This window comes from Maribacter sp. 1_2014MBL_MicDiv (assembly GCF_001865655.1).
GTDB classification, from domain to species: Bacteria; Bacteroidota; Bacteroidia; order Flavobacteriales; family Flavobacteriaceae; genus Maribacter; species Maribacter dokdonensis.
The window spans coordinates 3,088,756-3,104,036 of record NZ_CP011318.1; the positions used below are offsets into that span (position 1 = coordinate 3,088,756).

Sequence of the window (15,281 nt, forward strand, 5' to 3'; positions counted from 1 at the left end):
AACTGTCTGAGAAGGATGATCAAAATACGATTTATGTCGATTAAGAAAATTGTACCATTATTCGCAATATTTATATTGATTCCCTTAGCTGGTTTTTCACAAAACCAATGGGAATTTAAAAATCAAGACTTACCATTAGAAACAAGGGTAGCTGATTTAATGAGTAGGCTTACAATCCAAGAAAAGATTTCTATGTTGATTTCTACTGCTGAGGCTATTCCAAGATTGGAAATAGAAAATTATTATCATGGTAATGAAGCTTTACATGGTGTAGTAAAAGGTGGTCGATTTACTGTTTTTCCGCAAGCGGTGGCATTGGCATCAACATGGAATCCAAATTTAATTCATCAAGTTTCAACCGCTATTTCAGATGAGGCTAGGGGTAAATGGAATTTCTACAATCAAGGTAAAGAGCAAAAGAATGTGTATAGTGATCTATTGACATTTTGGTCTCCTACCATTAATATGGCTAGAGACCCACGCTGGGGTAGAACTCCAGAAACCTATGGAGAAGATCCATATTTAACTAGTAGAATAGGGATGTCTTTTGTAAAAGGTTTGCAAGGCGATGATGATAAATATCTAAAGGTAGTTTCTACACCGAAGCATTTTGTAGCCAATAACCAAGAGGAAAACAGGTTTGCTTACAACGCCAATATTTCAGAAAAATCTTTACGTGAATATTATTTCCCTGCTTATAAAGTGGCTGTGCAAGAAGGAAATGCCCAAGCTATAATGAGTGCGTACAATGCTTTAAATGGGGTACCTAGTACTGCAAATGGTTGGCTGTTAAATACTGTTCTAAGAGATGAATGGGGTTTTGAGGGTTACGTAGTAAGTGATTGTGGTGCACCCACCTATATTCAAAAATCACACAAATATGTAACTACTAAAGAGGAGGCGGCAAAGGTAGCTTTAGAAGGTGGACTTGATTTGGAATGTGGAGATGATATTTATGCTGAACACCTGTTAAAGGCATATGAAAATGGGCTAGTGTCCCAGGTAAATATAGATAAGGCGTTAAAAAGGGTTTTAACCGCTCGTTTTAAATTAGGAATATTTGATAATGTTGACGGCAACCCATATACCAAAATTTCTCCAAATGTAATTGGATCTACAAAACACCAAGAACTGGCATTGGAAACATCAAGACAATCTATGGTTTTGTTGAAAAATCAAAATGATATATTGCCTTTAAATGTAAATGATATTGACAAAATTGCGGTTGTCGGTTTTAACGCAAATCAGGTTGTTTTTGGAGATTATAGTGGTCTTCCCGTAATTAAACCCATTTCACCTCTAGAAGGTATTAGAAATAAAGTTGGTGATAAAGCAGAGGTCACTTATGTAAAATGGAAAACAGCAGCTAGAAATTTAAATTTGATTGAATCTGAAAATTTGGTCAATGAACATACTGGTGAATCTGGCTTGTTTGGAGAATATTATAATAACAAGTTTTTAGAGGGTACTCCGCAAACGCGTGTAGATAAAGTAGTAAATTTTGATCCGGTAAATAATCCTCCAGATCCTTACACCAGTTTTCGTTATAAATCTATGCGTTGGTCTGGTTACATAACCCCAAACTTTTCCGGAGTCTATAAGATTGGAGTGAATTCTGATGATGGGGTTCGTATGTGGTTGAATGGTGAATTGGTAGTGGATGAATGGCACAACCGTGGTATGACCACAGACCAGGTAGAATTAGATATGGAGGCTGGTCAAAAATACGCTATAAAGCTTGAGTATTTTGATAACGGTGGAGATGCTATTTGTCAGTTGCTTTGGGAAGTACCTACAACTACAGACGATTTATATAAAGAGGATAAACAAATAGCCAAAGAAAGCGATTATGTGATAGCTGTCATGGGTATTAATAAATCTATTGAAAAGGAAGGTCGCGATAGAACTTCGTTAGCGTTGCCCAAAGACCAGGTCAATTATTTAAAAGAAATATATGCCGAGAACAAAAATCTAATTGTTGTTTTGGTTGCCGGTAGCTCTTTGGCTATTAATTGGATAGATGAAAACGTGCCTGCAATTATAGATGCATGGTATCCGGGTGAAGCCGGCGGTACTGCCATTGCAGATGTATTGTTTGGAGATTATAATCCTGCGGGCAGATTGCCAATTACCTTTTATAAGTCGGTTTTAGATTTGCCTGATATGGATGACTACGAGGTGTCTAATGGTAGAACATATATGTACTTTAAGGGAGACGTACTGTATCCTTTCGGATATGGATTAAGTTATACCCAATTTAAATATGATTCTTTAAAAGTAAAGTCTGAATCTGATGCTGTTTTAATATCTGCAACAATTAAAAATACTGGGACTTTTAATGGCGATGAGGTAGTGCAGTTGTATTATACGGTTAATAATTCAGCTGTAAACAGACCTATTAAAAAGTTGATAGGGTTTGAAAGAATCAGCTTAGATATTGGAGAATCAAAAACTATTGAATTTAAAGTATCTAAAAATGACCTGCAGTATTGGGATGAAATTGCTAAGCAATGGTCATTCGAAAAAGCGGAGTATATATTCATGATAGGATCATCTTCTAAAGACATACGACTTCAAAAAACAAAAGAGATTAACTAATGAAACACTTTATTTCTTCACTGGTTTTATTAATGGTTTTCGCATTTGTAAGCTGTAAAAGTAGCAATGTATCTCTTAACGATATTCAAGTAATTGGTAGTCATAACTCATATAAAATTGCGATTGAAAAACCATTGTACGATTACTTGCATACAGTTGAACCAAAGAAAATGGAAAGTTTGCAATACACCCATATTACCTTAGAAGAACAATTGAACTTAGGTTTGCGAAATTTAGAGTTAGATGTTTTTTATGATCCAGAAGGAGGTCATTTTTCTAACCCTAGAGGATTAGAAGTAGTAAAATCACTTGGTCAAGAACCTTTAGCTTTTGATGTGGAAGAAAAGTTAATACAGCCTGGACTTAAAATGTTTCATATTCAAGATATCGACTTTAGAAGCCATTATTTGTTATTTTCTGATGGATTAAAAGCCTTGAAAAAATGGTCGGATAACAACCCAAATCATACTCCTTTAATCATTCTTATCAATACCAAAGATCAAAAAGTACCACAAACCAGAGAACCTTTGGCATTTGATATAAGTGCATTGAATGCGCTAGATGATGAAATAAAGAGTGTGCTACCTGCAAGTCAATTAATAACTCCAGATGCTGTTAGGGGTGATTTTGAATCTCTGGAAAAAGCTGTTTTATCAAAAGGTTGGCCTAGCATAAAAAGTTTACAGGGAAAATTCTTATTCGTATTGGATGAAAAAGAAGAGCGTATTCAGAATTATTTACAAGGTCATGAATCGCTAAGGGGTAGGGTCCTTTTTGTGAATAGCAAAGAAGGTAATCCTGAAGCTGGTTTTAGAATAGTCAATAATCCAATTAAAGAGTTGGCTTATATAAAAGAACTGGTTTCTAAAGGGTATATGGTTCGTACTAGGGCAGATGCCAGTACCAAAGAAGCGAGAACAAATAGCTATGAAAAATTTGAGAAGGCAAAGGCATCTGGAGCGCAAGTAATCTCTACTGATTATTATAAGCCTTCCACATTATTTGATTCTGATTATAAAGTGATTTTTGAAGATGGAACGTATGAGAAAATTAAGAAAAAGTAACTTAATTAAAAAGATAGTTGTAATGCTCATTTGCTTTCAAGTGGTGGTATTAGCGGCACAAGAGCAAGCTACTTCTGATTTTACACTTGCAGGAGACAATGCGATTACCTCTATTTTAATAGATAAGAAAGATGCAAAGGTTGTAACTATAGCATCAAACATATTTGCAACTGACGTTTATAACATCACAGGGAAAAAACCTGGTGTCTCCACTAAAGATAGTAGGTCTGAAACTACAATAATTGCCGGTACCATTGGTAGCAACAAATGGATTGATAGCATGATCGCTGCTGGTAAAATTGATGTTTCTGAAATTGAAAATCAATGGGAACGATATAGTATTCAGATTATTGAAAACCCAACATCCACTATTAAGAAAGCTTTAGTGGTTGTAGGTAGTGATAGGAGGGGAACAGCCTATGGTATATTAGAACTCTCCAGAAAAATAGGCGTATCACCATGGGAATGGTGGGCAGATGTAACTCCGACTAAAAAAGAGTCACTTTCTTTTACTATGGAAAAAGAAGTTTCAAAATCTCCTTCTGTAAAGTACAGAGGTGTTTTTCTTAATGATGAAGATTGGGGATTACAACGATGGGCAGCTTTAAATTTTGAACCGGAAACTGGTGATATAGGTCCAAAAACTTATGCCAAAGTATTTGAATTGTTATTACGATTAAGGGCAAATACTATTTGGCCTGCCATGCATTCTAGTACTAAACCATTTTACTCGTATCCAGAGAATAAATTTGTTGCAGATGATTATGCCATTGTTATTGGTACATCGCATGCAGAACCCATGCTTAGCAATATAAATACGGAATGGAAACATGATGAAATGGGGGAGTATAGGTATGATACCAATTCAGAAACCATAAAAAGGCTATTCACCAAAAGAGTAAATGAAACAGCCAAATTAGAAGGTATTTATACTACAGGTATGCGTGGTGAGCATGATTCGCCCATGATCGTTGGCGAAGATGATACCGATGCACAAGTACATTTGTTGGAGCGTGTAATTACCGACCAACGAGCCATTTTAGCTAAGGAGACAAAGAAAGACCCGTCAAGTATTCCACAAGCTTTTGTGCCCTATAAAGAGGTGTTGAACTATTATCAAAGCGGACTTGAATTACCTGAGGATATCACTTTGGTTTGGACAGATGATAACTACGGGTACATACGTCAATTAAGTAATCCGCAAGAGCAAAAAAGAGCGGGTGGTGCCGGGGTATATTATCATACATCATATTGGGGTAGACCGCATGATTATTTATGGTTGAATTCTACCAATCCGGTTTTGATGTGGGAAGAAATGTCAAAAGCATTTGAGCTTAAATCTCGTGACATTTGGATTTTAAATTGCGGTGATATTAAACCACATGAGTATAACATTGAACTGTGTTTAGATATGGCTTGGAATATGGATGAGTTTAATGAAAGTTCGTCTGTAAAACAGCATACTAAGAATTGGGCTTCGCGTGAATTTGGTGAAAAATCTGCAACTGAAATTACAAATGTATTATTTGAAAATAACCGATTGGCGTATATAAGAAGACCGGAGTTTATGGCGTGGAGCCAGGTAGAGCCGGTTACTAAAGAAGGGGAAACAGAATTAACACAGTTTCATTATGGCGATGAGGTTACGGAGCGTATTGATCGTTATAAAAGTTTAATAAAAACTACAGAGGAGATTTATAACAATATACCAATGTATAGAAAAGATGCTTTTTATCAATTGGTGTATTACCCGGTTATTGGTGCTTCTAAATTAAATCAGAAGTGGTTGTATAGTTTTAAGAACCAATTTACAGCTAAACAAGGTAGGCAAAGTGCAAATGCTTTTAACGTATTATCAGAAGAAGCTTATAATCGAATCATTGAAGAGACCGATTACTACAATACAGTGCTTAAAAATGGTAAATGGAACCATATTATGACGATGGCTCCTCGTTTTCTTCCGGTGTTTGCAAAACCTGCAACCTTTAGCGTTGCTAACAACGAAAATGCTAGCTTAGGTTTAGCTTTAGAAGGGTATCAGATGGAGGTTAATGATAAGGTAATTAATAGCTATGCAGATGTACTTCCTGTTTTTAATAGCTATACTAAGAGTGCTTATTATATTGATGTTTTTGCAAATGGTAAGGGTACGGTTAATTGGGAAGCAAAACCTAAATCAGATTGGATTCGCTTGTCAGAAAATAAAGGAACCTTAAATTCTGATAATTTGGAAAAACGTATTTGGGTGAGTATAGATTGGAGCAAAATTCCCCAAGGCGAGAATAAAAAAGAAGCTCCGCTAGGACACGATTTTCAGTTGATTCCTCCGAGTTATAAGGTGAATAGTGCTATTGAATTTATTTCAGAAGGGAAAACTACTACCATTGGTGTATCTGCTTACAATCCTAAATTCGAGGCATTAAAAAACTACAACGGTTTTGTTGAGGATAAGGGTTATGTATCTATACATGCCGAAAACTTTACAAGAAAGAAAGAAGGTAAAGAGGCAAATTGGAAGTTATTTGAAGGTATGGGCTATACCAATAAGGTAATAACTGCACTGCCTAGAACTGCAACGCCTTTGGTAGATCTAGAGGAAATAAAAGCGAATAGTCCGGTTTTGGAATATGATTTTTATACATTTAATTTTGGTGAGGTAGATGTGAATATACAAGCGGTACCCACTCATGCCCCATTTGCTGGAATAGGAGTTCGCTGTGCAATTGCTATTGATGACGCTACACCGGTTTTTGTGAATTTTGAAACCAAAGGTCGAAGTGGGGAATGGAAACAGAATGTGCTTAGAAACGCATCAATACAAACGGTAAAACAAATTGTAAATAAGGCAGGAAATCATACATTGAAAATATGGATGGTAGATCCTGGAGTATTAATTGATCAAGTGTTGATAGATTTAGGAGGATGGAAAAAGAGCTATGCCTTTCCGAAAGAAACGGTCAAAAAATAATTCAAACTAGAATTAGACAGCAATATAGATTTCTGTATGTTGCTCTGCTATTTTTGATGCTTTCTTGTGGTACTGGAAAGGAAGAAGAATTTGAAGAAGTGAAAATTGCATTTATTGCAGATGCACATTTTCAAGATATCTATGCGCAATTTGAAGATGTAGATTACAAAGGAATTAAAAACCCTAAAACCGGTGATTTTGTAAACATTCGTACTATGAATGCACAATTACAATCTACCAGAATATTCAATGAGAATTATTTTGCCTTTATTGAAGCGCTAGATGACATTGTAAAAAGGGGAATTAAAATAGTTGCATTGCCAGGTGATTTTAGTGATGATGGCCAACCCTTACACGTTAAGGGTTTGCGTAGAATTTTACAACGCTATACCGACGAGCATGATATTTTATTTTTTGCTACAACAGGAAATCATGATCCTGTAAAACCCTTTACGCATGATGCCGGTAAAACCAATTTTTTGGGTATTGGGGGAAAAGAACAGATAATTACCAGTTCAATTGAAAATATAAAGGATACTTTAGCTGGGCGGCTTACCCCAATTATTACCTCGGAAATTCAAAAGTGGGGATACCAAGATATTTTAAATGAAATGGCTGCTTTTGGTTTTTATCCACAAAAAGATTACGTGTATTGGGAAACTCCATTTTCAGATTACTCTTATCAAGGTTATACGTTTAACAAGGCAGAGCAAGCGTCTTCATTGGAAAATAGAACCTATGCGATCGATGCGTTTAATAAACACCCAGATGCAAGTTATCTAGTAGAACCAACCGAAGGCCTTTGGCTATTGGCATTAGATGCCAATGTTTATGTTCCAAAAAATAAATTATCTGGCGTATCAGAAAATATCAATGATTTTGAAAGTGCAAGTACAGGATACAATAATGTGCTTTTACAAAAAAGATATTTAATAGATTGGGTGAAAAAAGTATCAGAGAAGGCTGAAAAAATGAACAAGGTTTTAATTGCTTTTAGTCATTATCCCATGGTTGATTTTAATGACAATGCTTCAGATGAAATGAAACATTTTTTTGGTGAATCGAAAATGCAACTACACCGCGTGCCAAAAGAAGAAGTGGCAGAATTATTTGCAGATGCAGGTATTGAAATTCATTTTGGTGGTCATATGCATATTAATGATACTGGTGTAAGAACAAGTACAAAAGGTAACACTTTATACAATATTCAAACTCCGTCATTAGCTGCATACGCACCTGGTTATAAGGTATTAACGATACATTCTAAAACCAAGTTTGAAGTGAAGACCGTTGTTATTGAAAAAGCTGAAAAATTCAATAGTCTATTTTCCTTATACGAGGAAGAATATAATTATTTACTAAATACGCAGACTACTGAAATTTGGAATAAAGACATTTTAACAGCTGAGAATTATAGAGATTTTACACAATGGCATTTAAAGGAATTGGTTAGGCTTCGTTTTTTGCCAAATGATTGGTCTCAAAAATTTGTTGAATCTTTTATGCATAAAACAGGTGAAGAGCTTTTAATGGCTCAAAACGATGATCTTGACAATAGTTTTAATAGCGCCAATTTATCTAGAGGTGATTTTAAGGCCTGGACGGGTTTTGACATGATATATGATTTTTATCGCTTAAGAAGCGCAGATGAATTGGCCTTTGCCGATATTGGAAAAGCTCGTTTAAAACAGTACGAATTTTTATGTAGTCAATTAAAACAATCTGATGATAGCGCTTACAGATTGTGGTCATATATTTTTAAGAAAAGTAGTAACGGAAAACCATCAGATCATTTTATAATAGATGTAAAAGCTGGGACTATTGAAAAGAAACGCCTTAACGGTCTAGAATAAACTGTTATTTGTAGCTTTAGTACATTTATAACTAACCAAACTCAAACATTTATAACAAAACATGCGAAATGTTTTCAGCATATTTATCTTAATCATTTTATTAGCAACAAGCGTAACTGCTCAAGATATAAAATTTGAGCACTATAATGATGACAGTGGGTTATCCCACAATGCTGTTAGGCATATTGTTCAAGATAAGCATGGATTTTTATGGTTGGGTACATTTGCCGGTCTAAATAGATTTGATGGTTATGAGTTTAAATCTTACCTAAGCTCTTCTAATGATGGGTCTAAACTGCACAATGATGATATAACGGCCTTAGCTCTAGATGAGGACTCTAATAATTTATGGATAGGTACCAGAGATGGACTCTCATTATACAAAACGGATACTCATACGTTTAACACCTATTTACCTGATAGGAACGATAGTAAAAGTCTTCCGGAAGGAGAAATAAGATCGGTTTATGTTGATAAGTTTAAAAGAATTTGGGTAGGTACAAAAAATAGTGGTCTCTATATCTTAAATGTTGAGACCAATACTTTTAGAAAGGTTCAAATTGAAAATTTCAACTACATAAAAGCAATTGTAGAAGATAGAAATGGGAATATTTGGATCGGTAGCTACGAATCTGGCGGTGTAGCCAAATTAATGTTAGATTCTAAGGGTGAAATCTCCCAAAAACATATTTATACTCTTACATTTCCAAATTCAACAGAGAAAAATCCATATTTAAATTTTATATATGAAGATGCAAAGTCAGATATCTTCATTGGTACCAGAGAAGGGTTGTATAAGTTGAACAAAGGGTCAAATGAATTTGTAAATCTGGAAATAGAAAATACAGAGATCAGAGATGGGTTAGGTCCATATTTTCTTTCGGTTACACAGGCAGATGATGGCAAATATTGGGTAGGTACATTAGGTGGTTTAATAGTTTGTAATCAATTGGAAGATATTGCCAAAGGTGAGTATAAGTGGCATTATTCAGTATTGACAGATGATACTTCCTTGGTAGATAATTTGGTATCAGCCTTATTTTTTGATTCATCAGGAGTGTTATGGATCGGTACAGAAGATGGTTTAGATAAGTATGATCCGTTTGAAAATCAATTTAATAGCAATAAGGATATTTCACTACATATTGATAATCAAGTTCCAAGAATTAGAGGTTTTAGTAAAACTTATGATGGTAAAGTTGTAGTTGCCACAAGACATAATGGACTTTTTATCTCGAATGAAGTTGCCTTTTTACCCTTGTATAACAACCAAAAAGATATAGCAAGCATTTATTCCATAGATGGGGTAACATTTTACTGTGGCCTTTGGAACGGAAAGTTATTGGTGTATGATTATAAAAAAAATAGATCAAAAGAATTCAATATCGGCTTTGAGCAATCGCCAATCTTTGCTTTTGAAACATATGCAAAAGATCAGCTGTTAGTAGGGTCTTTTGGAGAAGGGGCTCTGATATTGAATACAACAGAACTTAAGAATGGTACAGATACAGAGATATTTTTAAAGGGATACCAAATAAATGAAATTGTAAAACAGAATGATTCCAGTATTTGGTTTGCTACAGAGACAGGTGTAGTTAATTATTTAAAAGGTGAAAATAGTTTTGAGTATTATACATCATCGTCAACCTCAGATGCTGGTTTACTTCATGATAATGTAAGTGATATTATGTTAGATCATGAAGGTCGCTTATGGGCGGCAACAAGAAAAGGACTTAATTTATTTGATTTCAATACCAAAAAGTTTGTGCCGTTAGATGAACCTTCTGAGCTTGCCGACAAGTGGATAACAGATATGCTCACTTATACAAACGGTGATATTTGGTTCAACATGAATAGTAATAGTGTTGCCAGGTTGAAATCTAATTTAAAGAGTCATAATATTTATGATGTAAAAAGTGGTAATAGATTAGATGTATTTAGTTCTAGTGGTTTTTACAATTTTGATGATTCAAACATATTTTTAGGTGGTAAAAACGGAATAATATATTTTTCTCCACATGCTATAAGTGAAAATAAAATAGCTAAAACCCCTATAATTACTGAGTTTAAAATACAAAATGAAGTAATAGAACCAGGTGTGGAAATCAATGGTCAAATTCCATTGCTTAAGGATGTAAACGATATTAAGAATGTAACCTTAGAGTATAAAAACAGAAATTTTTCACTTCAATTCTCTACACCTTCTTACGTTAAAGAAAAACTGAACAGCTTTGAATATATGTTAGAAGGCTTTGATGAAGACTGGATATCAACTTCTAGCAATTCACGAACAGTACAATACACCAATCTGTTTCCAGGTGAATATACTTTCAAGATAAAATCAAGCAACAGTGATGGTTATTGGAGTAATGTAAATTCGTATAACATTATCATAAAGCCTCCTTTTTGGTTAACCTATCAAGCTTTGATCCTATTTATTGCATTTTTGGTCTTGGTAATTTATTTGATAAGAAAAGAAATGAAAAATAGGCTACGCTTAAAGCAAGAATTGGTTACCGAAAAGGTAAATAGAGAGCGTGATATTAAACTGAACAATGAAAAACTTAGATTCTTCACCAATATATCTCATGAGTTAAGAACACCGTTGACATTAATCTTAGGGCCAGCAAAACAATTGTTGGAAGAAAGTAATGAGAACAGTAGTGACTATCAAAAAAGTAGATTTAATTTAATTCATCAAAATGCCAGTAGACTTTTAAATTTAGTCAATCAGGTATTAGATTTTAGAAAAGCGCAAACAGGTGAACTAAAGCTTAAAGTTTCTAAAACGGACATATTATTGTTCACCACAAATACATTCGATTCTTTTAAAGAGTTCGCTTTTAACAAGCAAATAGATTTTAATATAATTAGCGAAGTAGAACATCTTTTTGGTTGGATAGACCGAGATAAATTTGATAAGATTTTATATAACTTATTGTCCAATGCCATCAAATTCACCAACAAATATGGTCATGTGGATTTGTTTGTTAAGCTTAAAGAGAACGATGAAAATACATTGGTAATTGAAGTAAGTGATGATGGTATAGGTATTCCACTAAAAAGTCAAGAAAAAATATTTACAAGATTTTATCAAGCCACAAATAGTAAAGAAAATAATACGGGTTCCGGTATTGGTCTTTCTCTTGTAAAATCTTTGGTTGAATTACATAAGGGTACCATAGTTGTTGAGAGTAAACCCAATGAGGGTAGTACGTTTACAGTTGAAATTCCTATACATAGAGAGAGTTATTCAAAAAAAGAAGTGTTCGAATTTATTTCTAACAAAGAAATTAGTGAACCAGAAACGATTGTTCCTATTAAAAGAAAGACGACCAATACTGATATTAAAGATAAAATTTTAGTCATTGAAGATAATACCGAGCTAAGAAAATATCTTATAGATTACTTATCTACCTATTATAAGGTGTACGAGGCAGAGAATGGAGAAGAAGGCTTGCAGCTTTGTAGAAAAATAAAACCAATGTTATGTGTTGCAGATGTAATGATGCCAGTAATGGACGGACTAGAATTTTGTAATGAACTAAAGAATGATGAGTTTATTAGTCATATACCTGTAATCTTACTGACGGCATTATCTGAGAATGAAGATAAAGTCAAAGGCTATGATGTTGGTGCAGATTCATACCTGGTTAAGCCATTTGATCCTTCGTTGTTAAAATCTGTAATTGTAAATACGATTAAAACCCGTTTAGAGCTCAAAGCAAAGTTCTCTGATGAAGTTGAAAGTGAGGTAGGTTTACTTACCCATTCTCCAATTGATAGGGAACTAATGGACCAAGTAACCAACATCATTGAAGAACATATTGATGATGTTGACTTAACTACTAATGTTTTATGTCAAGAATTAGGTATGAGCTCTTCAAAACTATATCGAAAAATAAAAGAGCTTACGGATTTGGCACCTAATGAATTTATACGAACCATTAGATTAAAGAAATCTGCTAAGCTATTAAGATCAAAGAAATACAATGTGTCTGAAGTCACCAATTTAGTAGGGTTCAATGATCCCCTTTATTTTAGTAGGTGTTTTAAGAAGCAATTTGGTTTCCCTCCTAGTAAATTGTTGAAATAGAATCTTTTATATTTTTATTGTTTGGCATGTAATCCATATTTATGATGGTATTATCCATCTAATTATTGTATTAATATGATAAATTGCATGTAGATAGTGGTACTATCATTACAACAAATCAACTTATTCTAAAACTTTAATATCGACTTTTATGAAAAAAGCGTTGAACAACAATCAGGATCATCCTATGGATAATATTGATGATTGGGAAGATAACTTATTAGAGAGATATCCTGATCCAGAAGAAACCACAAAAGAAAAAGAGGAGTTTAGAAATTATGTAGACTCAGAAAGATTAGATACGGTCAAAGAATTTTATAGGATAAATCATCAATTTCAAACCTATGATTTTGTAGTTGAAAAGGAGAAAGAATTTTTACAGTTCAATAAGAAGGAAATGTCTATTTGGGAGGCTGTTGATTTTCTAAATACATTGGTAGACGATAGTGATCCAGATATAGATTTGGACCAACTACAGCATTTATTACAGACATCTGAAGCAATAAGGGCAGATGGGCATCCAGATTGGTTTGTGCTTACTGGTTTTATTCATGATTTAGGAAAAATTCTTTGTTTGTTCGGTGAACCACAATGGGCTGTAGTAGGTGATACCTTCCCTGTTGGGTGTGCTTATTCCGATAAAATAGTATATCCGGAATTTTTTAACGCAAATCCTGATGCTACTGATAGTAGATATAATACAAAATACGGTATCTACGAGCCAAATTGTGGCTTGGACAATGTAAAGATGAGTTGGGGACATGATGAGTATCTTTATCAAATAATGAAAGATTACTTGCCGGAACCTGCCCTTTATATGATCAGGTACCATTCTTTTTATTCTCAACATAGAGAAAATGATTACACGCACTTAATGACCGCAAAGGACATTGAAATGTTTGAGTGGGTCAAAAAATTTAATCCCTACGATCTATATTCAAAAGCGCCTGTGCCACCGGATGCTAAAAAATTACTGCCTTATTACAAAGAGTTGGTAGCAAAGTACTTACCTGAAAAGTTGAGTTTTTAATTTCATTATTATTTGAGTTTGCCAATGCTCTAGCATTTTTTACTAGAGCATTTTTTTTGCTTTCCATTTTAATTTTAAACCTAACCAAATTCATATGTACACCACTATTACTTTTATTGCCTTTACAGCTTTTGTAGCAATTTATTCATGGTATAAACTGAGAAAAGAAAAATTAGATTCTAAAGATGGTTATTTTCTTGGCGGAAGAAGTTTAACCGGTGTTGTTATTGCCGGTTCAATGTTATTGACCAATATTTCTACCGAGCATTTAATTGGTATGAACGGATCGTCTTATAAGAATGGATTTATAATTATTGCTTGGGAGGTAACTTCGGCATTGGCTTTAGTTGCTGCTGCCATCTATTTTGTTCCAGAGTATTTAAAAATGGGACTGACTACAATACCAGAATATCTTGAGAAGAGGTTTGATAGTACTACCAGAACTTTGGTTGCTTTATTTCTAATGATATCATTTGTGGTTACATTACTACCAATTGTTCTTTACACGGGAGCAATTAACATTGAGAGTATTTTTAATATATCTGAAGTTTTGGATGTATCAAAAGAAGAGGGGCTCTGGATAACTGTTGTGTGTATTGGTGTTTTAGGATCCATATATGCCATATTTGGAGGGTTGAAAGCGGTAGCTGTTTCAGATACAATTAATGGATACGGATTGTTAATTGGAGGTCTGGCAATACCAATAATAGCACTGGTAGGTATTGGTGATGGTAATCCGTTTTTAGGTTTGTCAAAGGTGTTTAACCATAGTCCAGAGAAATTCAATGTCATTGGAGCTAAAGATTCAGTTCTGCCGTTTGAGGTGCTTTTTACAGGTTTGATCATTAATCAGTTATACTTCTGGAGCATGAACCAAACGATAATTCAGCGTGCATTAGGCGCCAAGAATTTGGTCGAAGCTCAAAAAGGATTGCTCTTTACAGGGGTTTTAAAGATTTTAGTACCTATAATCATAATTCTACCTGGAGTAATTGCCTTCTATTATTTTGGAGATTCTATGTACAATAATCAAGATATGATATATCCTGAATTAGTAAAGAAAGTACTGCCTATTGGTTTTGTTGGTGTATTTGCTGCAATAATAATGGGAGCCGTATTAAGTACTTTCAATAGTGTGTTAAATAGTGCTGCAACCATATTCAGTATAGATGTTTTTAAAAGACATTTTGGTAAAAAAAGCAGTGATAAAAAATTGGTTAGGATAGGAAAACTGACATCGACCATTCTTGCGGTATTTGCCATCTTAGTAGCGCCAATGGTAGCAAATGCTCCAGATGGATTATACCAACTTTTACAGCAGCTTAATGGAATTTTCTTTATACCAATAGCGTCAATAATGTTGGCAGGTTTCTTTTTGAAGAAAATCTCCGCTACAGCAGCAAAAGTGGCTTTGGTCATAGGTTTGACTTTCTATATTTTAACAACCTTTATCTTAAAAGTAGATATTCATTTTGTGCATATTTGGGGAATAGAATTTGTCTTGAATATGTTGGTAATGTTCATTGTCTCCTATTTCTATCCTAATAGGCAACCATTTAAAGAAGAAGATCATGATTATGTGGAAATGAAAGAATGGAAATACACAAGACCAATGGCAATAATATTGTGTATAATTACAGTAGTAATTTATGTGTTACTAGGTACTAATTAA

7 protein-coding genes are annotated in these 15,281 nt (G+C 34.1%); all 7 read left to right on the forward strand.

The window, feature by feature from the left end; genetic code table 11:
• Positions 1 to 33: 33 nt before the first annotated feature.
• The 7 genes from YQ22_RS13000 to YQ22_RS13030 all read left to right on the forward strand — a co-directional run bounded on the left by YQ22_RS13000 (position 34) and on the right by YQ22_RS13030 (position 15,281).
• A complete protein-coding gene (locus tag YQ22_RS13000; RefSeq protein ID WP_071342590.1) occupies positions 34 to 2,598 on the forward strand; it encodes a glycoside hydrolase family 3 protein in 2,565 nt (854 codons plus the stop codon).
• The gene (locus YQ22_RS13005; protein ID WP_071341535.1) at positions 2,598 to 3,662 is read left to right on the forward strand and encodes a phosphatidylinositol-specific phospholipase C1-like protein; all 1,065 of its coding nucleotides are present in this window, start codon (positions 2,598 to 2,600) and stop codon (positions 3,660 to 3,662) included. The genes YQ22_RS13000 and YQ22_RS13005 overlap by 1 nt, the downstream gene beginning before the upstream one ends.
• On the forward strand, positions 3,640 to 6,630 hold the full coding sequence (locus YQ22_RS13010) for a glycosyl hydrolase 115 family protein (protein WP_198033482.1): 2,991 nt from the start codon (positions 3,640 to 3,642) through the stop codon (positions 6,628 to 6,630). Before YQ22_RS13005 ends, YQ22_RS13010 begins: the two co-directional genes overlap by 23 nt.
• Positions 6,585 to 8,483 (forward strand): metallophosphoesterase family protein, encoded by a 1,899-nt coding sequence (locus YQ22_RS13015; protein WP_083414258.1) that lies wholly within the window; start codon positions 6,585 to 6,587, stop codon positions 8,481 to 8,483. The genes YQ22_RS13010 and YQ22_RS13015 overlap by 46 nt, the downstream gene beginning before the upstream one ends.
• Before the next feature lie 61 nt (positions 8,484 to 8,544).
• Positions 8,545 to 12,579: a hybrid sensor histidine kinase/response regulator transcription factor gene (locus tag YQ22_RS13020; protein WP_071341537.1), complete on the forward strand. Its 4,035-nt coding sequence runs from the start codon at positions 8,545 to 8,547 to the stop codon at positions 12,577 to 12,579.
• A gap of 151 nt (positions 12,580 to 12,730) precedes the next feature.
• Entirely contained in the window at positions 12,731 to 13,609 is an 879-nt protein-coding gene (locus YQ22_RS13025) for an inositol oxygenase family protein (protein ID WP_071341538.1), read from the forward strand.
• A gap of 94 nt (positions 13,610 to 13,703) precedes the next feature.
• On the forward strand, positions 13,704 to 15,281 hold the full coding sequence (locus tag YQ22_RS13030; RefSeq protein ID WP_071341539.1) for a solute:sodium symporter family transporter: 1,578 nt from the start codon (positions 13,704 to 13,706) through the stop codon (positions 15,279 to 15,281).